The organism is Paenibacillus sp. EKM211P, from assembly GCF_011066175.1.
Lineage (GTDB): Bacteria > Bacillota > Bacilli > Paenibacillales > Paenibacillaceae > Paenibacillus > Paenibacillus polymyxa.
The window spans coordinates 190,383-214,776 of sequence record NZ_JAAMNS010000005.1 but is presented as its reverse complement, the minus strand read 5'-3'; the positions used below and the strand labels follow the sequence as shown (position 1 = coordinate 214,776).

24 protein-coding genes are annotated in these 24,394 nt (G+C 45.5%); 7 read left to right on the top strand and 17 right to left on the bottom strand.

Going from position 1 to position 24,394, the window contains the following annotated elements; genetic code table 11:
• Nucleotides 1–130: 130 nt before the first annotated feature.
• The 3 genes from G9G57_RS11345 to G9G57_RS11335 form a co-directional block, all read right to left on the bottom strand.
• Nucleotides 131–472, bottom strand: a complete 342-nt coding sequence (locus G9G57_RS11345; RefSeq protein WP_013373048.1) for a general stress protein — start codon at nt 470–472, stop codon at nt 131–133.
• A gap of 96 nt (nt 473–568) precedes the next feature.
• Nucleotides 569–1,087: a hypothetical protein gene (locus G9G57_RS11340; protein WP_016820284.1), complete on the bottom strand. Its 519-nt coding sequence runs from the start codon at nt 1,085–1,087 to the stop codon at nt 569–571.
• A 50-nt stretch (nt 1,088–1,137) separates the two neighbouring features.
• The gene (locus tag G9G57_RS11335; protein ID WP_016820285.1) at nt 1,138–1,659 is read right to left on the bottom strand and encodes a DUF948 domain-containing protein; all 522 of its coding nucleotides are present in this window, start codon (nt 1,657–1,659) and stop codon (nt 1,138–1,140) included.
• 261 nt (nt 1,660–1,920) lie between these two features.
• On the opposite strand from G9G57_RS11335, the gene G9G57_RS11330 reads away from it, so the two are divergent.
• Nucleotides 1,921–2,088, top strand: a complete 168-nt coding sequence (locus tag G9G57_RS11330; protein ID WP_126666650.1) for a DUF1328 domain-containing protein — start codon at nt 1,921–1,923, stop codon at nt 2,086–2,088.
• Between the two features lie 129 nt (nt 2,089–2,217).
• On the opposite strand, the gene G9G57_RS11325 is transcribed toward G9G57_RS11330, so the two are convergent.
• Both G9G57_RS11325 and G9G57_RS11320 read right to left on the bottom strand, forming a co-directional pair.
• Nucleotides 2,218–3,405: a C40 family peptidase gene (locus G9G57_RS11325; RefSeq protein ID WP_164964949.1), complete on the bottom strand. Its 1,188-nt coding sequence runs from the start codon at nt 3,403–3,405 to the stop codon at nt 2,218–2,220.
• Between the two features lie 188 nt (nt 3,406–3,593).
• Nucleotides 3,594–4,463, bottom strand: coding sequence for a cation diffusion facilitator family transporter (locus G9G57_RS11320; protein WP_016820287.1), 870 nt, complete (start codon nt 4,461–4,463; stop codon nt 3,594–3,596).
• Nucleotides 4,464–4,937: 474 nt separating this feature from the next.
• Between G9G57_RS11320 and G9G57_RS11315 the strand changes: the two genes are divergently transcribed.
• Nucleotides 4,938–5,123 (top strand): hypothetical protein, encoded by a 186-nt coding sequence (locus G9G57_RS11315; protein WP_016820288.1) that lies wholly within the window; start codon nt 4,938–4,940, stop codon nt 5,121–5,123.
• Between the two features lie 181 nt (nt 5,124–5,304).
• Here the strand turns inward: G9G57_RS11315 and G9G57_RS11310 are convergent, their stop codons facing one another.
• From G9G57_RS11310 to isdC, 8 genes are all read right to left on the bottom strand, one after another.
• The gene (locus tag G9G57_RS11310) at nt 5,305–6,933 is read right to left on the bottom strand and encodes an ABC-F family ATP-binding cassette domain-containing protein (protein WP_016820289.1); all 1,629 of its coding nucleotides are present in this window, start codon (nt 6,931–6,933) and stop codon (nt 5,305–5,307) included.
• Nucleotides 6,934–7,147: 214 nt separating this feature from the next.
• Complete coding sequence (locus tag G9G57_RS11305) at nt 7,148–7,981, bottom strand: ABC transporter ATP-binding protein (RefSeq protein WP_044786248.1); 834 nt, start codon at nt 7,979–7,981, stop codon at nt 7,148–7,150.
• Nucleotides 7,971–8,954, bottom strand: a complete 984-nt coding sequence (locus tag G9G57_RS11300) for a FecCD family ABC transporter permease (protein ID WP_025365832.1) — start codon at nt 8,952–8,954, stop codon at nt 7,971–7,973. Before G9G57_RS11300 ends, G9G57_RS11305 begins: the two co-directional genes overlap by 11 nt.
• Nucleotides 8,955–8,968: 14 nt before the next feature.
• Entirely contained in the window at nt 8,969–9,928 is a 960-nt protein-coding gene (isdE, locus tag G9G57_RS11295) for a heme ABC transporter substrate-binding protein IsdE (protein WP_164964948.1), read from the bottom strand.
• Between the two features lie 157 nt (nt 9,929–10,085).
• Nucleotides 10,086–14,474 carry an NEAT domain-containing protein gene (locus tag G9G57_RS11290; RefSeq protein ID WP_164964947.1) on the bottom strand — a complete coding sequence of 1,463 codons (4,389 nt, stop codon included), beginning with the start codon at nt 14,472–14,474 and terminating at the stop codon, nt 10,086–10,088.
• Nucleotides 14,475–14,563: 89 nt separating this feature from the next.
• Nucleotides 14,564–15,061, bottom strand: coding sequence for an NEAT domain-containing protein (locus G9G57_RS11285; RefSeq protein ID WP_107734556.1), 498 nt, complete (start codon nt 15,059–15,061; stop codon nt 14,564–14,566).
• Between the two features lie 31 nt (nt 15,062–15,092).
• Nucleotides 15,093–15,560 (bottom strand): NEAT domain-containing protein, encoded by a 468-nt coding sequence (locus G9G57_RS11280; protein WP_031462237.1) that lies wholly within the window; start codon nt 15,558–15,560, stop codon nt 15,093–15,095.
• 72 nt (nt 15,561–15,632) lie between these two features.
• Entirely contained in the window at nt 15,633–16,148 is a 516-nt protein-coding gene (gene isdC, locus G9G57_RS11275) for a heme uptake protein IsdC (RefSeq protein ID WP_016820295.1), read from the bottom strand.
• 398 nt (nt 16,149–16,546) lie between these two features.
• Here isdC and G9G57_RS11270 point away from each other — a divergent pair, with 398 nt between their 5' ends.
• From G9G57_RS11270 to isdG, 4 genes are read left to right on the top strand one after another with little or no spacing between them, the layout of a single operon-like run.
• Nucleotides 16,547–17,524 (top strand): ABC transporter substrate-binding protein, encoded by a 978-nt coding sequence (locus tag G9G57_RS11270; protein ID WP_113050999.1) that lies wholly within the window; start codon nt 16,547–16,549, stop codon nt 17,522–17,524.
• 9 nt (nt 17,525–17,533) lie between these two features.
• A complete protein-coding gene (locus G9G57_RS11265; RefSeq protein WP_181575657.1) occupies nt 17,534–18,532 on the top strand; it encodes a FecCD family ABC transporter permease in 999 nt (332 codons plus the stop codon).
• Nucleotides 18,529–19,320 (top strand): ABC transporter ATP-binding protein, encoded by a 792-nt coding sequence (locus G9G57_RS11260; protein WP_113051001.1) that lies wholly within the window; start codon nt 18,529–18,531, stop codon nt 19,318–19,320. Before G9G57_RS11265 ends, G9G57_RS11260 begins: the two co-directional genes overlap by 4 nt.
• A gap of 1 nt (nt 19,321) precedes the next feature.
• Nucleotides 19,322–19,672 carry a heme oxygenase gene (isdG, locus tag G9G57_RS11255; RefSeq protein WP_102997639.1) on the top strand — a complete coding sequence of 117 codons (351 nt, stop codon included), beginning with the start codon at nt 19,322–19,324 and terminating at the stop codon, nt 19,670–19,672.
• A 92-nt stretch (nt 19,673–19,764) separates the two neighbouring features.
• On the opposite strand, the gene G9G57_RS11250 is transcribed toward isdG, so the two are convergent.
• The 4 genes from G9G57_RS11250 to G9G57_RS11240 form a co-directional block, all read right to left on the bottom strand.
• Complete coding sequence (locus G9G57_RS11250; RefSeq protein WP_113051002.1) at nt 19,765–20,775, bottom strand: MBL fold metallo-hydrolase; 1,011 nt, start codon at nt 20,773–20,775, stop codon at nt 19,765–19,767.
• Nucleotides 20,776–20,985: 210 nt separating this feature from the next.
• Nucleotides 20,986–21,096: a cytochrome bd oxidase small subunit CydS gene (gene cydS, locus G9G57_RS26400; protein ID WP_014278118.1), complete on the bottom strand. Its 111-nt coding sequence runs from the start codon at nt 21,094–21,096 to the stop codon at nt 20,986–20,988.
• Between the two features lie 6 nt (nt 21,097–21,102).
• Nucleotides 21,103–22,134: a cytochrome d ubiquinol oxidase subunit II gene (locus G9G57_RS11245; protein ID WP_025365839.1), complete on the bottom strand. Its 1,032-nt coding sequence runs from the start codon at nt 22,132–22,134 to the stop codon at nt 21,103–21,105.
• A complete protein-coding gene (locus G9G57_RS11240) occupies nt 22,131–23,477 on the bottom strand; it encodes a cytochrome ubiquinol oxidase subunit I (RefSeq protein ID WP_090890889.1) in 1,347 nt (448 codons plus the stop codon). Before G9G57_RS11240 ends, G9G57_RS11245 begins: the two co-directional genes overlap by 4 nt.
• Before the next feature lie 359 nt (nt 23,478–23,836).
• Between G9G57_RS11240 and G9G57_RS11235 the strand changes: the two genes are divergently transcribed.
• Nucleotides 23,837–24,385: a MarR family winged helix-turn-helix transcriptional regulator gene (locus G9G57_RS11235; RefSeq protein ID WP_113051003.1), complete on the top strand. Its 549-nt coding sequence runs from the start codon at nt 23,837–23,839 to the stop codon at nt 24,383–24,385.
• Nucleotides 24,386–24,394 lie beyond the last annotated feature (9 nt).

Genomic DNA, 24,394 nt, shown 5'->3' with positions numbered 1-24,394 from the left:
CATAGATAAGGAATGAGGCTAAAACCCCATTCCTTATCTATGTTTTTGGAGGACCCGCGAAACACTTGGGCTGCGGCCAACATCCTCTTTTTCAAATCTAGTTTGCTTAATCCTATGATGAGCTGGAAAATCACGCTTTTTTCGCAATAACCAGCACTTTACCCTGATCCAATTCTTTTTCATAAAAATCTGCTTCCGTATCTGTAAAACCTAAGGAAGTGATTTTAGCACGAAGCTCATCGCCACGCGAACGGAACAAATTCGCTAAGGAGTCGAAAACGCCTTCTTCTTTAATCCCGATTTCCTTGGCAGCTACCGTATCGGCGATACGATCCGTCCGATCCTGATCATGAGCGAGCACGAACACATCCTCATAACGATAGCCCGTGTTACGCAACTCATTCACAGCTTCAACGGCTTGTACACCGTTCTCTACCACCTTGGCATAAGATTTATGATTGGTCTGATTCATGTTTCTCACGCTCCTTTAAGGATTGACTTCTCTGACTATTACACTTCATTCATCCATTTGAAACTTCCATATGATGTCACGCCTCGAAAAAATCGATTACCACTCCGTTTCATCAAAAAACTCAACATACTTTGGCTTGTCAGACGTCTTATCCGTAAATACTTTGATCGCCCGCTGCCCGCGCACATACACCTCTCCGTCTTCTGCCGTAAATTGCGAGCCGCCTAGCTCTTGATCCAGCGTTTTCCGTTGCAGTGGCAGCCACTTATCATTCACTTTGATTCGACCGGCAGCAGGATCTACATGCACATAGGAGACGACGTCCTCACGCATACCTACGGTGACATCCGGGTATTGATATTCTGTAGAAAGCAGCAGCTTATCCTTCTTAATTCGAAGTGGCTTGCCCAGTTTTTTCAATACATCCGCACGAGTATCATCCAGAGATATGCCATTTAAGGTATGAAAATCAGTTGGCACAGCATGTGGATCAGTTATCGTCTGAACAGCCCTTACCATATGCCCCGCTGTCTGCGGGGAGACGGTTTGCTGAACCGTATCCTGTCCGGAAAAGGGAGTGAGCAAACCAGCGGCTAGTAATAATGTCTTCATCATAATTCTCACCCTTTCAATGAATTTCCTATAGTTTACGGTTCAGCACTATACTACTGACGCATTTTCTGCCACACCCCAGCAGCGATGTCTACATAACCCAGCCAGTTCTTAGCCGGCTTGCCCGCAGGTTCCCCATAAGTGGCATTGTAGCTCTGAACCGTCCGCTCTGTTGCAGTCAAAGGTCTGTTCGATCCCGTTGACTTGATCGCCTTCTCCGTTCCGGAAGTGCTGCTCGCAGTGCTACGTGACTTCTGAAGGCGTGTCATTAACGCTGTTGAAGCCTGCTTGGCGGCCAGCGTCACTTCGCTGAGTACCTCCCCCAGGTTTTTAACCGACTCCATCACAGGTTCCACTTGCTTCAATTTATGATCAACGTCTGCGGTGATGTCATTTGCATGTCGAACCGTTTGTTTTACTTCATAACTTAGTTCATCGACTGTCTTTTGTACTTCCTGCAAGGTTTGAGTTACCTTATCTAGAGAACCTTGAGCTGCTTTCAATGTCTTAATAAGGTAAATAACGAGAACGGCAAATGCGATAGCAATAATAAAAATGCTGACCTGTGTTAACATAGCGTAACCTCTCTTTCGTCTTTCACGATGATGTTTATGATTACTGCATAGTTACCCTCTACATTCGGACACGAAACAACGTCCAGACTGGTAGCTCCTTGTGCTCCAAAGGTTATGATTCACGGGCCCTCGCACCGTTTAAAACAACGTATAATGATGGCACAGCCACACTTAATCTGTAGAAGTCACCGTCATCTGCTACCACGCTCTATCGGGGCGCGAGTATGCCACATTATATACAATCAAAGGAGGATACAGAACATGCTGAAATGGTCGGCTTTATTCTTAGTTTTTGCTGTGATCGCCGGGATTTTAGGTTTTTTTGGTATCGTCGTCTCCGTAGCAGCTATAATAGCCAAAATGTTATTTGTGCTATTTTTGGTGTTATTCGTTATTTCACTTTTTACCGGAAGAAAACGAGCTTCATAGACGTTGGATGATAGTTACACCCAAACGTGATATGTATCATATGCTTATCAAAAAAGGATGTTCCCACCCTGGTCAACAGAGATGTGGAACATCCTTTTTTGATGCAGCTTTTAACAGTGAACGGCGTTTTTATTGGATCACGCTGCCCCCAAACAGGAAACGATCCTGCCAAGGCTTGCTGAAATCCGTAACTTTTACACCACCGGCCGCTACAGAAAACGTATGGAGAAGCTTGTTGTCTCCCAAGTATACAGCTACATGCGTAATCGTTTGGGAGGAATTATCCAAGGACGTGTACGCCCCGGAAGATGCATTATAATTTGTAAAAAAGAGCAGATCGCCACGCTTCAGTGTAGTCATATCTGTATTCGGCTGACTGTTCTGCTTGATCCACTCACCCTGTGAACGAGAATCTGCCGGGAGCTGGATCCCTACAGCCTGACGGAAAATTTGGCGAGTAAATGCCGAGCAATCAAAAGTAGCCGTACTGTTGCGATCAGAACCATATTCATAAGGTGTTCCAAGGTAAGTCATACCTGTGTCAATAACCTGTTCGATTGAGGCCGCTGCATCACCAGAAAGCAAGCTAACCGTCGAAGCAGGAGACGCTACCGCAGGTAGAGCAGTAGTATCTGAAGCGGGTGCAGCCGAAGATGCCACAGGCTGCTGCACAACAACCCCCTCACCAATACGAATATATTGTGGAGATGAGCTGACATAGCCTACTGTACCATCAGCAGTGGTGATCTTAAACCAATACGCGTTACTGGAATCGGTAATCGTAACGACATCCCCTGTATTCATATAGCCCAGAACCTCGGAAGAAGTGGATGCCTCCGCCCGCAAACGAACGGATGTTTGAATCGTAGCTTTCGTTTGACCGGCAGAACTATTCACTGAAGCCGGAGCCTCTTTAGTTGAAACATTTTTAACTGAAGCTGAAACAGTTTTAGCTGACTCTGAGGCTTCCGTTTTACGGCTGACAGGCGACGTGGCAGCAGCAGCGACGCTGGTAGCGCCAACTTTTATGTACTTGTCAGAGCTGCTTGTGTAGCCGGTTACTCCATCAGAAGTCTTGACCTTATACCAATAGTTGTTTGTTTTCTCCAATACCGTTACGGCCTCTCCCTGCTTCATAAAGCTGACTACATCGCCCGTAGTGGAAGGGCCAGATCTAAGCTTTACAGCCGCCTGAATAACCGCCTTCTGTCCTGTGGATGCTGTCGATGCCGCTGCGTCAACCTGACCCGGCGCCACATGAATTGCTGCCAACAGCGCGGCTGACGTCATGAGCATTCCCATCACGCGTCTTCTCAATGTTGCACCTCCTGGCTGTTTTTACGAATTTGAAGAGCATAATTCCGACGAATATAGCCGGACATGCCTTCATTATAGTAAAAGCAGCAGGAAGAGAGATATAATCCAAACGTCACAAAAGATAGCGTGTGCACCTTTTTTGATATAGGTCTAAAGTCACTTTTAACACTAATTATTTAATAATTAATCTATAATTTAGGTTCTACATGGACATGAACGTGCATCGTATTATGAACCTCTTGTAGACGTTCCTCAATCCGATCGCTGATCCGATGTCCTTCAATCAGACTGAGTTGCGGATTCACCTCAATGACCACATCCACCAGCGCATGGTTACCGTGTACCCGTGCTTTAACGTCTCGAATTCCCTCTACTCCAGGTATAAGAGCAATCGTACTCCGTAAGTCGTTCAGTTCTTGCTCATCAAATCCATCAGTCAAGCTATGTGTGGAATCCCTAAAAATCTCCCACGCCGTTTTGCAAATAATGAATCCTACCACGATCGCCGCCACAGTATCCAACCACGGCAGCCCGAACTGTGCGCCAATAATGCCCACTGCTGCTCCAACACTGACGAGTGCATCTGATAGATTATCCTTGGCCGCTGCCAGCAACGCCTTGTTGTTGATTTGCCGAGCGAGCCTGTTATTGTACAGGTACACCCCGAACATAATCACTGCGCAAATCACAGCCACACCCGCTGAGGTAATATCCGGTATTTGCTTTCCTCCCTTGAAAATGCTTCCGATTCCATCAATCAGCACCTGCAAACCAACGACAGCCATAATAAAGGACGCCAGCAGCGCCGCAATCGTTTCGGCCCGAAAATGTCCATAGGCATGGTCGGAATCTGGTGGTTTTTGCGAAATTCTCAGACCAATTAATACAGCAACCGACACCACAATATCGGTGACATTGTTGAATCCATCGGCCAGCAACGCGCTAGAGGCAAATATATATCCGCTAATCAGCTTAAAAGCGGACAGCAAAAGATAAGCAGCAATGCTTACCCACGCCCCTCGCTCACCTTTTCGTATTTCATCATAGACATTTACCACAACGGAGGACACTCCTTCAAATAGATAGTTCGCAGCGTAAAGATCTGCCCAGAAATAAAAATAGCAGCATAGCTGCCCTTACACTCCCTCTCAAACAAGCAGCACAGCTGCCCTTACACTACCCCTCAAACAAGCAGCACAGCTGCCTTAAAAATAACAATTTGCCTGTGGTTAACTGTTATTTTTAGGATAACAGACGAACTTTGTGTGGGTCTAGAGAAACAGTCTTTCCACTCTACATCGCTGTAGGAACAATGAAAAAGTATTGCCAGGCCCCATCCCTGTAGGTTACACAAAACAATTTTTCCTTCATGCAAAAAACAGACATTTCTCCTCTTGCCTCACTCCAGCGATGTGTTATCATTGTTGCCCTTGTCCCTTCTTTTAAAAACGTATAAAATGAGGACACAGCCGCGTTTTTCTTCAATCCAGCATGATTGACATGAATCTGGCGGCAACAGGAGGAATTTATTCATGAGCGATGCTAAGGAACCACGTAAAATTAATCTCGCAGATGCCATTCGCGAAAAGCTGGCACAAAAAAAACAGCAGTCCGGCGCTTCACAGCAGGGCGGCTTTCAAGGCGGTTCCACCAAAACACTGAAAAGCCAAAATACGAAGAAGCCGAACAACCAACGCCGTCGTACAGGCGGATCATAAGCCACTCCATAGACTTTATAGGGTACCGAGATCAGGCGAGATCTAACTTATCTCACTCTCGGAACCAAGTAAGCTAAGGGTCATGGCACAAACGAAAAAAAGAGGAGTCTCCCGGCCAAGGCAATGGCCTGATGGAGCTCCTCTTTCGTTTATCTATTTGCTGAAATTAGCGGTTCGGATGTTAGCCGATTTCTACCGGATACATGCGTTCACGCAATTGAGCAATTTCTTCATTTTCCAAGTATTCATCATAGCTCATCGTACGGTCGATTACGCCGTTTGGTGTAATTTCCACGATGCGATTCGCGATGGTTTGAATGAACTGATGGTCATGAGAAGTGAACAAAATAGTCCCGTCAAAATCGATCAGACCATTGTTCAGCGCTGTGATAGATTCCAAGTCCAAGTGGTTGGTCGGTTCTTCCAGAAGCAGTACGTTAGCACCGTTCAGCATCATTTTTGCCAGCATACAGCGAACCTTTTCTCCCCCGGACAGCACACTTGCTTTCTTAAGCGCTTCTTCGCCTGAGAAAAGCATACGTCCCAAGAAGCCGCGTAGGAACGTTTCATCCTGATCCTTGGAATATTGACGCAACCAGTCCACCAGATTCAGATCCACACCTTCAAAATAAGTGGAGTTATCTTTCGGGAAATACGCTTGGCTCGTTGTAATCCCCCAGGAAAATTCACCATTATCCGCTTCCAGTTCGTTCATCAAGATCTGGAAGAGCGTTGTTTTAGGGAGACCGTTCGGACCTACAAACGCAATTTTATCGCCTTTGTTCACGACCAGACTGAACTCGTTCAGTACTTGCTCGCCTTCCACGGTTTTACTGAGACTATCTACAGTCAGCAATTGTTTGCCCGCTTCACGCTCAGGCTTGAAGTTAATGAACGGATATTTACGGTTCGATGGACGGATGTCGTCCAGCGTAATTTTATCCAGTTGCTTTTTACGCGAAGTTGCCTGTTTGGACTTGGAAGCATTCGCAGAAAAGCGCTGAATAAAGGCTTGCAGTTCTTTGATTTTTTCTTCCTTCTTCTTGTTCGCATCGCGAGCCAGTGTAAGCGCAAGCTGGCTGGACTCGTACCAGAAGTCATAGTTTCCGACATACATCTGGATTTTACCAAAATCAATATCCGCAATATGCGTACATACCTTGTTCAGGAAGTGACGATCATGGGATACAACAATGACAGTGCCTTCATAGTCCATCAGGAAGTTCTCCAGCCACTGAATGGATTCGAGATCCAAATGGTTGGTAGGCTCATCAAGCAGCAAATTGTTCGGACGACCAAACAACGCTTGTGCCAACAGAACGCGCACTTTGTCATTGCCGCTCATTTCAGCCATTTTTTTGTCATGAAGATCACGCGGAATCCCCAGACCGATCAACAATGCAGCCGCATCCGGCTCGGCATCCCAACCGTTCAGCTCTGCAAATTCGCCTTCCAATTCACCAGCACGTAAACCGTCTGCTTCGGAAAACTCCGCTTTGGCGTACAGTGCATCCTTTTCCTTCATGATTTCATACAGACGCGTATGACCCATAATAACGGTTTCCAGAACCGGAAATTCATCGTATTCATAATGGTTCTGCTTGAGGACAGCCATCCGTTCGCCCGGTGTCATGTGAACCTCACCTGAATTGGCTTCAATTTCACCGGAAAGAATTTTCAAAAAGGTGGATTTACCCGCGCCATTCGCCCCAATCAGGCCGTAGCAGTTCCCAGGAGTAAATTTGATATTTACGTCTTCAAAAAGTGGGCGTTTACCATAACGAAGCGTTACGCCGCTTGTACTGATCATATAAGCATACCATCCTTATCATTAGTAAAGTGCTAAACACAAAATTACCGACGGCAATAGTATAACACACAAAAGATCGGATTCGAACCGTAGTCTAAGCAGAACTGTCCCTGAATCTCATCCAATATCTTATAAATAAATTAAAAAAATGCTTCTGTCCTCACGATTGTCACCTGACAAACACCTGGATCAGAACCATTTTTATGTTCTAAATTCAATGAGATAACTCAAGGACAGATACCTTACACTCTCTCTGTGCGTGTAAATGTTCGGAATCTCCGACGCCTATCGGAATAAGATACATGCCCGCCTCCTCGTCCTGTCTTATGACTACCTTCACACCATAGACTGCCTGAATCAGTTCGGATGTAACGACCTCTATAGGCGAACCATTCGCTATTATGCGTCCTTCTTTCATAGCGATCATCACATCACTATACCGAATAGCCTGATTAATATCATGCAGCACCATTACGATGGTCAGTCCATGCTCCTGATTAAGCTGCCGGATCAGCTCTAAAATCTCAAGCTGGTAATACATATCCAGATAGGTGGTCGGCTCATCCAAAAATAAAATCGGCGTTCGCTGTGCCAAGGCCATTGCAATCCACACGCGCTGCCGTTCTCCTCCTGAGAGCTGATCCAGTGTATGTGTCCTGCGTTCTTCCAGATTGGTGCAGGCTATAGCCCATTCGACTGCCTCCTCGTCCTCGTCCCGGCTGGTTGTGAACATGCTCTTATGAGGCAGTCTTCCGAAGCTGACGAGTTTTTCTACTGTCAGGTCAGAGGGCGCTTCGTTCTGCTGATGAACTACCGCCAATTGACGGGCCAGTTCCTTGGGCTTGTAGTGGGCTATCTCCTTGCCATCCAGAACCACCTGGCCCTTGCGAGGAACGGCATTGTTGGACATCACACTGAGCAGTGTCGATTTGCCGCATCCATTGGGCCCAATAATCGTAGTAATTCGTCCCCGTTCAATAACAGCATTGATCGCATGTAGACGATCTGTTTTCCGATCATAGGAGAAGGTTATATTTTTAATGTCCATAGGTGCGATCCGCCTTTCTGATCAGGAATATCAGGAATGGTCCGCCAATGACTGCCATAATAATAGAGGCCGGAATTTCATTGGGAGCAAGCACCGTTCGCCCCAGCGTATCCGCAAGCAACAGCAGCAAACCGCCGCATAAGGCAGAAAACGGAATCAGCCACTTATGATCCGAGCCAACCAGATAGCGGGCACAATGCGGAACGAGCAGGCCGATAAAAGCAATTACTCCTGCTATAGCTGTAGCCGTTGCTGCAAGCAGCACTGCTATCACAGAAATTAAAAGTCGTGCACGTGTCACGTTAAGGCCCAAATTTTTAGCCGTTTTATCTTGAAGGGACAAGAAATTACACCAAGAGAAGACGAGCATGGCCAAAATTAAACCAATTCCGCCATAAGTCACAATCACCTCGACATCTACCCATTTTTTCATAGACAAGGTTGAGGTGGTGACCTGATTAATGCTGGTGACCGCATAACTGCCCCGATAGTTAAACGACTGACCTAGGCCGGAAAAGATGGCGTTTACTGCCACCCCAATCAGAATAAGTCGAATAGGATGCAAGCCAGATTTCCATGAAAATCCGTAGACCATTAGGCAGGCCAACGCACCGCCGATAAATGAAAAGAACGGCATCCAGAAATAAAGCGCCGGAAAGAGGGTCACCGCGATCAGCGAGACCAAGGCCGCTCCCGAAGAAATGCCGATCACCCCAGAATCTGCCAGTGGGTTTTTCATGACGGCTTGCAGCAAAACACCCGCCACTGCAAGGGCTGCACCCGCCATCACAGCTACGATAATTCTCGGTAGTCTAAGATCCTTGACCACATTTACCTGATCATCTGTGCCTGTCCACAATCCGGTCACCAACTGACTCAAATTCACCTTGAGGCTGCCTGTCATCGCTGAGTACAGCATGACACCGACGAGTAAGACAATTACAACAATAAGGCTCCATAATTTTTTGGACATGTCATCAGCTTCCTTTAATTCGAAGGATACAGCATTTTCATCAGCTCATCCAGCGCAGAGCTTGCCGCTAAATTCCCAGTGGTGCCAAACAACGGTTCAGGCAAATCATAAACATGCCCCTTTTTCACAGCGTTGAAATGCTTCCAGATATCGTTAGTTTTGAACTCTTCATCGAACATTTTTACAACCTCATCCGGCATCCCGTGTGCAGCACGCAAAATGATATCAGGATTGGATTGCTGCAAGGCTTCGGTATTGTGGGCTATGAACTCCACCTTCTCACCTTGAACCACATTTGTCCCGCCTGCAATTTTAACCAGATCCCCAATATAGGAATGTTCGGTAGCCACCAGATAGCTTCCCGGAACACCCAGTAGAATTAGTACTTTAGGAGACTTCTTGCCTTTAATTTTTTGCTGAATCTCAGTAACTTTGGCATCCAAGGCCCCATTAATCTCTTTTGCCTTTTCAGCTTTATCAAATCGGTCTCCCAGCTTTTGAATTTCCTTTTGCATATTCGCAAGGCTTTCAAAATTCAAAAACTCAGCATTAATGTTTAGGTCCTTAAACTTAGGCTCCAAATCATATTTGAGTGTGGTCACCGAAAGCACATCTGTAGGTTTCAAGGACATTACTTTTTCCATATCAGGACTCATCGGATTTCCCACATCAGGAACATCCTTGTAACGATCAGGCAATACTTTGGTACTTGTCGGCTTGCCAGCCAAATCCAAGCCCAGCGCATCCGTAATTTCAGAAATGGCTACTGTAGTCGCCACAATACGTGGAGTTGCTGTTTTATCATCAGACGACTTTCCGGTTGCATCTGATGCTGCCGTTGAAGTCGAACCATCGCTATGGTCCTGTCCAGCCTGTGCTCCCCCGGAGCATCCGGCCAGCAATAAGATCATGATGCCTATTAACATATAGAAACCAAACGTTTTCCTTTGAGCCAAAGCTGCATACTGTTTCATGAAAATCCAATCACCTCAATTCAAAATATAGAGCAACAGCGTGAGTCCCACTTTTTCGGGTATGTAAATGCTGACAAGTCTTGATGCCGGGGCACCAAGACTTGCTCGCATACAAACTTTGCTGTTATTCAGGCTTTATTGATGCCATAACCTGAGATTATTTCACCTTTAGGCTTGCTTCATCAAATTGGAACTGAACCGTATACCAGTGATCATACGGTACTCCGCCAAGGACCAAACCAGGCACAATAACGTGTGTGTAAGCACTGATTTTCTGAGACAAGTCCCCTACCTCAAATTGAACGATACGTGTATCACCGGATGTCGAGATCACTTCCACATCTTTTAGGGTACCGTTTTGCTCCACTTGTAGAGTCGGCATCCAAGAGCTGTTTTTCAAAGTGACTTGGATATAGCGCTTGTCTCCCTTTTCAATCAATGTGGCTGGTTTATCGAGATAACCATCCATAACAGACGCTTCATTCGTTTTGTCTTTAAATACGTTGTAATTGATCGTGTATTGCTTCTCGGAAGCAGGTTGAACTGGTTGCTCAACTGCTGGTTTTGCTTCAGCTACCGGTGTGGTCGTTTCTGTTGCTCTGTCCGTAGAAGCTGCTGCCGATTCAGTAGCGGTTGCAGTTGTAGCTGCATTAACTCCTTCACCTTTGAGCGTTGCACGGTCAAATTGAATCTGTCCGCCGAATTTCTCATTAAAAATGTATTTCTCAGGCAGATATACCTGTGTGTACACACTCAGCTTTTTATCCAGATCGGGTACTTCGAAGGCAATTGTGTGTGTATCACCTTTTGTGTCGGTACCCACAATCGTCGGATTCGCATAGCGGCCCTCAAAGTCCGTTTGGAATAATTTCAAAGCCTGATTGTCTGTTACGGTTACATGGGCCTGGACCTTACCATTTTTCACAATCAACTTCGCCAGACTCTGTACAAATGGAGCCACCAAAGAATCCTTGTCCGTTCCGTTTGCAAGCACACGGAAGTTCGCCGTGTACTCTCCATCGGCTAAGTTATTTTTCCCCTGTTCTACTTCGTCTGCTTTTGTTTCGTTGTGATAAGATACATTACTGGTATCGAATTTAAATTCAAAATCATATACCTTTTCTACTCGATCCTCCGCCTTGAAAACCATCGGAGCGCTACTTGCCACTTTTGGAGCTTCGTAGACAACCAGTTGACCTTTTACGTTGTTCTTAAAGTCACTTACACTGAAACGAACGTCCTTCGTATTACTTGCTGCATCTTCCCGGGTCACTTCTGCATCCTGATAACCTCCACTTGCGTTATCCCAAATGCGCAGCGCCTTAACTTCATTGCTGTTTTGCAGCTTCAGACCTACAAACCGTTTGTCGCCTTCCACGACCAATTGCGCTGGTTCATTAGTGATGAAGCGTTGAGCCGGAGATTCAGATCCTGTGATGCCATCTGGCAGCACAATGGTGAATTTCAATGCATAGTTCCCATTGGCAAGCTTGTCAAAATCCAGTTTAACGATAGGATCAGCCGCCCCTGAAGAGGTAGGCTCAACAAAGCTGCGAATGGTGGCAGGCTCGAATTGGAACTGCACATCATATACGTGGTCATAAGGGATGCCACCCAAATCCAATCCAGGTACGATGACATGCGTGTTCACTGTAACTTTATCTGACAGATTAGGTACTTCAAATTGTACTGTTCTTGTGTCTGCAGAGGTGGACTGTTCAACCACCTGAGCTTCAGAACCATTTACTTTAAACGTTTTAATCCAGCTGCTCTTGTCCATTTTAATCTGAATGATATTTTTACCAGACTGTTTTAACAGTGTGGCTGGCTTTTGCATATATCCATCCATCACAGATATTTCATTGCTTCCATTTTTGAGTACGGAGAAATCAATGCTGTATCTGCCATTTTCAACTGGAGTCGTTGTTCCGTTATCCGGACCTTTAGCTGTAACGCTACTGCGATCGAATTGAAGACGAAGCTTATGATCCATCTCATAAACCCCACCTGGATAGGTCGTGCTCACATGCACCTGTGCATTCAGAATAGCGTCCAAATCGGCCACCTTGAATTTCACAACACGTGTATTCGCATTCTTATCCTCACTAACGATATCTGCATCTGTCAACGTCCCGTTTTGTTCTGTTTTGAACTCTGTCACGGTGGTGCTGTCTTTAATCGTAAAGGAGGCTTCATACTTGCCCTTCGATACCGTCAGCGTGGCCGGAGACAATAAATATTGCGCCATGGCCGATTTTTGATCTTTGGTTGCATGCAACGCATCGAAATTGATCGAATACGTTCCATCAGCTAAATTCTTTCCAGGCGTGCCTGGTGTACCTGGCGTCCCAGGATCAACCGGGGTTGGAGCATTCGTAATGCTGTTTTTGTCAAATTGAAGTCGAAGCTTATGATCCATCTCATAAACCCCACCTGGGTAGGTCGTGCTTACATGGACCTGTGCATTCAAAATCGCGTCCAAATCGGCTACTTTGAATTTAACAACACGTGTATTGGCTGTCTTGTCCTCGCTTACAATATTTGCATCCGTTAATGTCCCGTTTTGTTCTGTCTTGAACTCTGTTACGGTAGTGCTGTCTTTAATGGTAAAGGAAACCTCTTTTTGTCCTTTTGCTACCGTTAAAGTCGCTGGAGATAACAGATATTGCGCCATTGCGGATGGCTGATCTTTGGTTGCATGCAGGGTATTAAAGTTAATAGCATACGTTCCATCTGCCAAGCTAGGTGATGTAGGTGCAGAAGCCAATTGAAGATCTACATTATAGGTATGCACGTAGCCCAGTTCAGGCCAGTTGATACTTACCCATGCGCTTAACTTAGCAGGTATTTCTTTAACCTCGAATTCAATAACTCGTGTATTCGCAGTTTTGTCTTCACTTACTGTAGCAACATTAGTTAATACTCCGTTTTGTTCTACCTTAAAACCATCAATCTGCTCACTCTTTTTCAAGGTAAAACGAACATACTTCTTGCCATTACGTTCAATCAAGGTGCCTGGTTTCTCTGTATACCCATCCATCATAGAAACTTCATTCGTTCCATCCTTCAAAAGAGTGAAGTCCAGATTGAATGTCGTTTCCGGAGAGGTTCCATTTTCTGTGATACTATTTTTATCGAACTGAAGACGAAGTTTATGATCCATCTCATAAACCCCACCTGGATAGGTCGTGCTTACATGGACCTGTGCATTCAAAATCGCGTCCAAATCGGCTACTTTGAATTTCACAACACGCGTATTGGCTGTCTTGTCCTCGCTTACAATGTCTGCATCCGTTAATGTCCCGTTTTGTTCTGTCTTGAACTCTGTTACGGTAGTGCTGTCTTTAATGGTGAAGGAAACTTCCTTTTGTCCTTTTGCTACCGTTAAAGTCGCTGGAGACAACAGATATTGCGCCATGGTTGATGGCTGATCTTTGGTTGCATGCAAGGTATTAAAGTTGATAGCATACGTTCCATCTGCCAAGGTCGGTGGTGTACTAGGGTCAGGTGTAATACTTGTGTCAAACTTGATTTGAACATGATACCAATGATCGTAAGGTACTCCTCCCAGTTCCAAACCAGGCACAATCACGTGAGTGTAAGCATTTAAGCTATTGGACAAGTTATTTACTTCAAACTCAACTGTACGCTGATTAGCGTCACTTACCTCCGAAATAGTTGCCGCTTCTACAAATTTACCGTTTTGCTCTGTTTGAAATGAAGGAATCCAGCTACTGTAATTAAACGTTAGTTGGATATACCATTTATCTCCTTTTTGAACGAGCTTTGCAGGTTTTAAAGCGTAACCATCCATCACAGAAACTTCTTCCGATTTGTCCTTCAGTATTGTGAAATTAAGGACACCCGGCTTTAAGGGAACTTCCGGCTCAGGTGAAGGGGTAGGAGGAGTTACAGATCCCTCTTTTACAGCTATAGTTGATGGGTCGAATTCAATCCAATTTTGTCTAAGTCTGTTATTATAAATGTAGTTCACATCAATTTTCTGATCCAAATTATACACATCAAATGTTACTGTTCGTGGTTCATACGTCTTGTCCCCTTTGACTAAATCTGAAATATGGGCAGGGACGTTTTCTCCGTTTTGTTTAAATTCGATATCGGTAAAGGGTGTATTAGGATTGTCGAGAATTAAAGAAACATGATAAGTATCCTGTTCAACTGTAAACGTAGCCGGTTTAAGGAACATATCATTATACGGGGAAATACCTACTCCCGATGCTTTACTTTCGTTTTTCACCACGTAGTTAATAGAATATACATTAGAATCTTGCATAATGCTGGAACTCGGTGTCTCAACAGCTGCTACTGTGTAAGTACTTGCTACATCTTCTGTTGGAATCACTTCTACTGGGCTCGGCTCTACCGAATATACATCTTGAGTCACTGAGGACTCGGAAACACTGGATTCAATTGATGGGTTTGTCTCATCAGACGCAGATGCAGTCGGAGCAAATGGGAAAACAACTGAAAGTAGCATAATAATAGCCACAAACGTCATCAAGTATTTTTTAAATTGCCTTTTCAAGTGTATTAATCCCCCTACTTAAAATATACTCATTTGGAACTCTAGGGAATCCCAAATGAGTATAAGATCAATGTATAATTACTCCATTATTAAATGGAATCTTCGTCAAACAAAAATTGAACAGTGTAGTCGTGGTCATATGGAATGCCGCCAGTGTATTCTTTTGGTACACTTACATGCAACTTAACGTTCAATTTTTGAGCAAAATTACTTACAGGAAACTCTACTATTCTTGTATCACCCGATGTACTTACCACAGTCGCGTTCACATACTGGCCGTTTTGTTGAGTTTTGAATTCAGTGACCCAAGCACTTTTAGTAATAGCTACTCTAACTTTGTATTGACCATTAGTAGCGATTAACGTAGCTGGTTTGGCGACATAACCGTTCGAGTCCATATAGGAGGTTTCATTGGTACCATCCTTGTACACTGTATAGTCAATGTTGTACGTTCCATTAGGCAAAGCCGCGTTCGCTTGATTAGCTGAGAATGGGGCTAGTACCACAAAAACAAGCGCAGCCATCAATACAGTGAGCATTACTTTTTTTAGAGACAATTTCTCCATACGATTCATAATCATGTTCATGTTTTAATCTCCTTTTACGTTTTATTTTGGATTAGATTTCGTCGAATTGCAGTTGTACATCGTACTTGCCTGTGTAGCCAATCACTGGGATGGTAATTTCAGCGTAAGCATTTACTTTGGCATTCAGGTCAGCCACTTCGAATTCCACGACACGAGTGTTGTTTGCCGTATTTGTGCTTACTACAGTCGCATCTTGCAATACGCCATTTTGCTCTACTTTGAACGCCGTAATCAGATTGCTGCTTTTCACAGTCAGACGAACAACATTTTTGCCATTAGCTACCGTAACCTGAGCAGGCTTCGTCAGATAGCTGTCCAATCGAGAAGTTTCATTGGTTTGATCCTTCAGAACGGTATAATCTACGTTATACGTGCCGTCGGCTGCTGATGCTTTAGCAGAAAGTGGAGCCATCAGTGCAAAAACAAGTGCTGTCATGATCAGTGCTACGAATGCCTTCTTGAAAGAAAATTGCTCAAAGCGATTCATTACCATATTCATATCTACACACACTCCTCAATTTTTTATGCTTGAATTTATGTTGATTTTATGAACGATAAAGATGGCTTCAATTTACTTTTTGGAAGATTTGGCTGATTTCGCTGACTGGACGGCTGCAACTTTTTTGATGCTTTTGGAATCAAAAGCGAAGCGGATCGTATAGTCATGATCGTAATTGTAAGCAGGGACAGTAACATGGATTTTAGAGATCAACGGGCTGTTGACACTCACAATGGGAAATTGCACGGTGCGAGTATCGGCTTTGGCATCCTTTTGGATGACCTTGGTATCGATGATTTTACCTTTGTAATCCACTTTAAACCCGGTTGTCCATTCGCTATGATTCAGCTTAATTTGCATGGTCATTTGACCCTTCTTTACATACAACTTAGCTGGTTTTTCAAAATAATCATTAGCCATGGATACCGAATCATTTTCTGCCTTGAGAATATTGTATTTGAGCGTGTATGTACCATCCGCCAATTTCGGAGAAGCCGCAGCGGCTCCTACAGATGACGAAGTTGGCCAAAAGCTCAGCACACTCACCAGCAGAAACACAGCAATAATTGCAGAATACCCCTTCTTCATTTTGACAGCAGTCCCTCCCCACGAGAATATAACTAATTGATTATCATTCTCAATTGATAATTTAAAAAAATAGCTCTTTTCGAGCTTGTCTCCCCACCTCTCTATTCCATAATTTCGCAAAATCAAGTAAACCCATCACCAATATATCTTACACTTTTCGAAAATGTCAATATGTATTTGTGTGTACGTAATCCCTTGATATATGCTATTTTTTAATAAAAATTTGTAGTTCCTTCTTCTATAATTCGAATGACTCTCTTTTGTTTTTAGTTCAAAATTTATTTAAAAAATTGCTTTTTTCAATTGACAATACTCAGTGATATTCATTATCATTCTCTTATACATAAATGAAAATGATTATCATTATTGTTTAACTTGAAAATTGCAGGAGGAATAACATGAAATCTTATGTGTTGTGGTCGTCCGCAGCGCTTTTATTGGCAGTTACCGGATGTAGTAATGGTACCTCCGCAGATCAGAAACCAGCCAGCGCTTCCGTATCTACCGCTTCAAGCACAACAAGCGGCGCGACGATTCAAGTTACTGACTTTTCAAAACGGACGTTGGCGTTTCAAAAGATCCCTCAACATATCGTTGCGCTCAGCAATGGCGATCTGGATATTATTTACGCATTAGGCGGGACAGCCGTGGGCAGACCCAACTCCAATGGACCTTCCGTCGTACCTGCTGCTGAAAACGTTCAGCAAATAGGCTCCACCCATGAAGTGGATCTAGAGAAAATCACGATGCTCAAACCGGATGTCGTGCTAGGCAATTATCCTATGAATGAAAAAGACATTCCAGCTATTGAAGGAGTCGGTTCACAACTACTGCTGACTGGGGCCAATTCAGTTCAGGATATCCAGTCACAAATTACGCTGTTCGGACAATTACTGCAAAAGCAGGCCGGGGCCGTAAAGCTGAACCAACAAATTGACCAACAGGTAGTCAAACTGCAAAAAGAAACAGCCTCTACCTCCAAACCGAAGGTGTTGCTGGTTTACGGAGCCCCGGCCACGTACATGGCGGCGCTGCCGAATTCTCTAGGCGGAAATATTTTGGAAGTTGCAGGTGGCTCCAATATCGCCGCTGATTTTCCGGGCCTGCAAAATTTCCCGCAATATGCGCAGTTGAACACAGAACGCATCGTACAAGCTGACCCTGATTACATTTTCATCATGACCCATGGTAATACGGAAGAGGTTAAAGCCGCATTTATAAAGGAAATGCAGGAAAATGCAGCTTGGAACGGAATCAGGGCAGTCCAAAACAATCAGGTCGAAGTTTTACCTTCAGATTTGTTCGGGACGAATCCGGGAACACGGGTCACTAAAGCGCTGGATTTGATGCACCAAAAGCTGTATCCGGCGAAATAGGCGATGACGATGAACAAACTACAGCGCACCAGAAGACGCACCATCGCCTGGATTACCCTTCCGATCTTACTGCTAGCTGTCTCTGTGTACGGTCTGGCCTACGGTTCGGTGTCGATTCCACTTCAAGAAATCAATCAGGTTTTGCTACATAATGATGAATCCACATATCGCACGATCCTAATGGATCTCCGACTACCCAGAGTGTTGGTGGGTTTACTGGTAGGTGCTTGTCTCGCAGCTTCAGGAGCACTTCTTCAAGGCGTCATGAAAAATCCATTGGCTGACCCAGGCATTATTGGGGTATCGGCTGGAGGTGGACTTGCAGCCGTCTTTACGATGGTGATGCTTCCACAGCTTAGTTACCTTCTTCCGGTAACCGCCTTTTTGGGAGCCTTTCTGAGTGCGATCGTCATTTACCTGCTGGCTTGGGACCGAGGGGCCTCCCCTGTCAAAATTGTACTGGCTGGTGTTGCAATCAACGCGTTGCTGGGCGCGCTCACTAACGGCGTAATGGTCATGTACAGCGACCGCGTACAGGCTGTACTTCCTTGGCTATCCGGCGGGTTAAATGGACGAAGCTGGCATCATCTGGAGTTCATGGCTCCTTACGCTATCATTGGCTTAATCGCCTCTTTGTTTGCCATTAAGCCTGCGAATTTGTTGCTATTGGGTGATGATTCAGCACAGTTACTGGGCCAGCGGGTAGAGCTTCAACGGATGCTCATTATCCTGCTCTCTGCCCTGCTCGCCGGCACGGCGGTCAGTGTAGCCGGGCTGATCGGGTTCGTAGGACTGGTCGTTCCCCATGTTATAAGGCTGCTCATCGGGGAAGATTATCGTTTCCTCCTCCCCCTTTCCATCGTGGGCGGTGGGACACTGGTTGTCCTAGCCGATACAGTGGCACGCTCTTGGTTTGACCCAATTGAGCTGCCTGTCGGTATTTTGCTGGCCGTCATTGGGGCACCGTTCTTCTTAATCCTACTCAAGAAACGGGGGAATTTCGGATGACAGCCATTCAGGGTGAGCATCTTTCCTTACAACGCGGGTATTTCCAGCTGGACGATGTGAACATTACCTTGCCCGCCGGACAACTCACTGCCATTGTCGGTCCCAACGGCTCAGGCAAGTCTACGCTTTTGCGGATTTTGACCCGGCTGCTCAAGCAGGATCAAGGCAAGGTTTCCTTACTGGGCAAGCCCGTAGAGGAATATAAACGGCGTGATTTTGCCCAGACGATTACCATGCTGCCGCAAATGAAGGACATGCTGCCGTTATTAACAGTCCGTGAGCTGGTCGCTTACGGAAGATCCCCTCATACCAAGGGTTTGAGGACAAGTCCTACCAGACAAGACCAGCATATTATCGACCATGTCATGGGAATCACAGGCATCAAGCCCTATGCAGATCGGATGTTCCATACTCTATCGGGAGGTGAACAACAAAAAGCGCGAATTGCAATGGCCTTGGCCCAACAAACGGGTATTCTTTTACTCGATGAACCAACCACTTTTCTGGATATCGCCCATCAATTTGAAGTTATGGATATGCTGCGGCGTATCAATCACGAGTCCGGCTTGACGATTGTTATGGTACTGCATGATTTGCAGCAAGCTGCGGCCTATTGTCATCATATGATTGCGCTTAAAAAGGGACGAATCGCCGTCGCTGGCGAACCCCGTCAGATTTTGACGTCTGCTTTTCTTCGCGACATTTATGAAATGAACGCTACCATCAAATTTGAGGATGGCTATCCGGTTATTATACCGACCATACCACATCATTCAGGAGGAATTTAATATGGTTATCGTTACAAATACATCTAAAATTACACCGGGCAATGCCCACCTGCTCATCGAAAGATTTAACAAAGAAGGACAGGTTGAAAAAATGGAAGGCTTCCTCGGTCTGGAAGTGCTGCTGACGGAAAACACGAAGGATTATGAGGAAGTAACGATTAGCACACGCTGGCAGGAAAAAGAGAACTTCCAAGGCTGGACGAAAAGTGAAGCGTTCCGCGAATCCCACAACCACCGTCAAATTCCAGACTATATTATTGAAAACAAAATCACGTTCTATGAGGTTAAAATCGTTCGTCATCCCATCTCGAATCATGATTCCTCTTTGGCGAGTGATATTGAAGCCGTTTAATTCTGGACGGTAGCCTAAAACTAAAAAAAGCGGCTCGGCAGGCAAATTCATTGTCCACCGAGTCGCTTATTTTATATACGTTACTGAACCCTTCAGATTCTGGTTGAGCAACGGCGCCCAATTTTCAGCGTCTCTCCGTGCCCCAGTACATGGATGCGTTCCTTTGCAATCCCCAAGCGCTCTCGCTCCACTTCAAGACGATCCAGCGCCTCTCTCGGCGTATCGTCCGCCAGCTTAAAGGCTCCATAGTGCATCGGGATCATCTGATCTGCGCCGCAATCCACAAAGCCCTGCAACGCCTCCTCCGGTGTCACATGCTGTGAGGTCATGAACCATTCCGGTTCATACGCACCAATCGGCATAAAGGTCAGATCAATAGCAAAGCGCTCGCCAATCTCCTTAAACCCACGGAAATATCCGGTGTCTCCCACAAAATACAACGTAGGTGCCTCCGCTGAGTCTGATTTTGCGTGAGCATCTGAGCCTGCAACAGACGTGGCAGAACCGATCACCTGCTGCTCACTTTGCAGAACGTATCCACCCCAATGTGAAGTATTGGTATCAAACGGCGTACGCCGTGTCCAGTGCTGTGCCGGAACAAATGTAATCCGCACTCCACCTACCGTAAAATGCTCCCACCATTGCAGCTCATGGCAGTTGCGAAAGCCTTTGCGGATCATTTTCGACTTTAACCCCGAGGGGACGAGTATCAATGTATCTGCACGATATAACTTCCGCAACGATGCCAAATGTAAATGATCATAATGCGAATGCGACAGCAGAATGATATCCAGCGGTGGCACATCCTGAATGCGAATGCCGGGCGGAGCCAATCTTTTATCAAAAGCCATACGCTCTGCCCACACCGGATCGGTGACCATATTCAGCCCAAGGTACTGAATGAAAAAGGTGGAATGGCCCACCCAGGTCGCCGTCGCCATTTCCCGATTACTATGCAGAAACTCCAGCTCCGGGAGATGGTTGGGCACAACGAACGTGTAATCCTTTATTTTGCTGCGTCGCTCCTGCCGCCATTGTCTGAATTGCTTGATGGTTTTATCGGTATTTACATGATCCATATTGTTAAAACGCACTTTAGGCATGATGCAGCCCCCTCTCTGACAGACCCGTTCTCCAAAAAACACAACGGTTCAATTTAACTATATATTGTCACTCAAATGTGATCATGAAATGATGCAACATCCTGAACTATGTAAAGTATAATTCAATCACATCTGTAAAGGAAATTCTGCGATAATACAGCAAAAACAGACCTCCCGGATCTATCAGAAGGCCTGCTCCACATGTTATTGTCAGTCCTGTGGATTTTTAAAGCGTGCCGAATAAATAAACAAAAACACAATCGCCACCACGATAATGATCGGCGACTCATACATGATCGTAAAATGCTCGAAAGCAACCACTCTAACTCACCCCTTCTTTCCCGCTTGTCCTCGTACATACTTTGCATCGAACAGAAACAATCTCAATATCAGGATCAGCGAAGGAATCAGCACCAGCAGACCCGCAACAAACGCCGTAATCAATGCATACGCCATCGTAGAGTTCGTAAAGCTGTTATATACATTAATGTAGGGATACAGAACATACGGAAGATGTGAGCGGCCATAGCCATACCAGGCAAATGCAAATTGCAGCATCACCAGGATGAAGGAGATACCCAAATGCCGCCGCTGCCAGACCAGATACACTGCTCCCACAAAGCATATGAAGGATGCAACAAACATCCAGGCCATACTAAGCATATTGGCAAAATGGTCCGGATTTTGTTTGTTAATCTGGAAAAATGCGAACAAACTCGCCAAAATCGTAGGAGCACTCCAGAGTAACGCGTACCCTCGTACGATTTCAAAAGCGACCTTGTCCCCTGCCCTTTTGGCATAAAAGGACAAAAACATCGCCGATATATACAATACACTCACCAGCGCCAGAATAATAACTGCCCACGTGTAAGGGTTGCTTAATAGCTGGCCCCATTGCAGATGAACACCTGTGCTGTTCTCTACAATAATGCCACCTTCTGAAATAGCGAGGACCGTCGACAGTGCTGCGGGAATCAGCAGCCCAGTCGCACCGTACAATGCCATGTAGACGATATTATTTTTACCCGAATGCCCATACGTATTGTAAGCATAATATACTCCCCGGATCGCGAGCAGCACAATCGCAATACTGCCGGGAACGAGTAACGCCGTACCATAGTAATAAGCCGCATCCGGGAAGAACCCGTTTAATCCCACCACAAAAAAGATGAGAAATACGTTCGTTACCTCCCATACCGGAGACAGATATCGTTGAATGATATTGTGGATTTTATTCTGGTGGCCTGTCAGCACGCTGTAAAAGCTGAAAAAGCCTGCACCAAAATCAATGGACGCCACAAGCAAATATCCAAACAGGAAGGTCCACAATATAGCGATACCTACAATTTCATAGCTCACTTGCCTTCAGCCCCTTCCAGGCCCAGCTGTCTTATCTCTTCCACGGCATCCTTATTACGGAATAGCTTGCTGAGTACCTTGATGGCCGAGAAGCACAGCACCAGATACAAAATAACAAACAACACCAGCATCCACCCAACACTTGTAGAAGTGGTTGCTGCTTCGGACACCTTCATATATCCGCGTAAAATCCACGGCTGTCTGCCGACCTCTGCAAACATCCAGCCCAGCTCAATAGCTACCATCGCCATCGGTCCGACCAGAATGAGCGCTAGCAGCAGCCATTTGGGGTAGGGTTTGCGACCTGGCAAACGCTTACGGACCAGATACAGCAGTGGGATGACGAGAATCAGCACTCCTGTAGTGATCTTGAGGTCAAACATATAATGAATAGACAGCGGCGGACGCTCCTCCACCGGATAGTCATTTAACCCCTTAACCTCTGTACTAGGCAAATTACCAGCCAGGATACTAAGTGCATAAGGCACTTTCAGGGCATATTTGATTTCACCGTTTTCGTCCATAAAGCCGCCATATACAAAGGGGGCGTGTGTCATCGTATCAAAATGCCATTCGGCGGCAGCCAACTTCTCCGGCTGATATTTGGCCAGAAATTTACCGGATGCGTCTCCTATCAGCACTGTACTGATGGCAAATACAATGGTACAGGTGGCCGTCAGCTTCAGCGCCTTTTTAAAATAAGGGTGATTACGCCCCCGCAGCATGCTGTAAGCAGCCAGCCCCATCAGCACCCCTGCGCTCAATGTATACGAGGAAGCCAGTACATGGGACACTTTGGTCGGCGTGGCCGGGTTTAGCATAGCCTCGATGGGATGAATATTGGTCATGACTCCATTTTTGAGTGTAAAGCCTTGAGGTTGGTTCATGAACGAGTTCACAGTCGTAATAAAAACCGCTGAGGCAGATGAGGCAATCGCTACCGGGATGAGCAGCATCAAGTGAAAATATTTACTTTTAAACCGATCCCAGGTATACAAATAGATGCCTAGGAATATTGCTTCGATAAAGAAAGCAAACGTCTCTAAAAACAGGGGCAGCGCAATCGCTTGTCCGGCCACCCGCATAAAGGTAGGCCACAGCAAACTGAGCTGTAGACCAATGGAGGTGCCTGTCACGACGCCCACGGCGACAGTAATGACAAACCCCCGAGCCCACCGCCGTGCCAGCAGTGTATAATGCGGATCACCAGTTCGCAACCCGCGCCATTCTGCAAGTGCAATCATTAAGGGTACGCCAACGCCGATGGATGCAAATACGATATGAACAAACAGGGTAATTCCGGTCAGCATCCGGCTTAGCAATACAGGGTCCAGTGAAGACAAATGGGTTTCACTCCTTCATTTCACATTTTTAATAGGGAAAACTTCGAATTCACTCTTGATTACCAACTAGGGAGTCAAGCGAGCTATGCTTTTAATTACGGCATATAGCATAATGGCCGCAATTACTATACATACAATAATGAGCGTTCTTTCCTGCTTGCGGAACATAGGAACGCCTCCTTCACTTATCTTTTGGCGCATTTTGGTAACCTATTTACAGTTTGGTTCATTCAGCTGATTTTTAACCCTGCTTCTGTATTGAATGTAGCAGTATTTCTTTCTAGATATTGTTTTATTCACGACAATACGTTATATTGATATATAGTTAGATAACCTAATTATATGAAAAGAGTGAACTTATGCCGCCAAAACAAAGGAACTTCATCCAGCAATCTCTTCCTCGTCTGGGACCAGAACCTTATCTAGAGTTAATGGATCAAACTGCCCTTGCAGAAACGGACCGGCGACTTGCTCGTATTGGTCTCTTCTTGCTATGGACAGGTGATAATGTGCTCGACGCGGTAGATTTGGATCTAGCTGCTTACGGCCTGACAGAGAGCAAGCTAGATTTACTGTTGCTGTTGACACTGCACCAATCCCAGGTCCAGATGAGTCCCTCTATGATTGCCGACCGTCTGGGAATTCGTCGTGCATCTGTTACATCTCTCCTCGATTGGACAGAGCAACGAGGCTGGATTATCAGAGAACATAGTTCTACAGACCGGCGCAAAATTCATGTACGCATTACAGAAGCGGGTTCTCACCTTGTACAGCAAGTGCTCCCTGTATTTTGGTCTTCCTGTGCTTCCCTAGCGAGTATTTTGGAGCCCGAGGAGCAGATCGTTTTTTCACGGATTATAGAAAAAATCCATCATCATATGGAAGACAAACTGGGGGTGGGTAGGTAATTTTTTTTG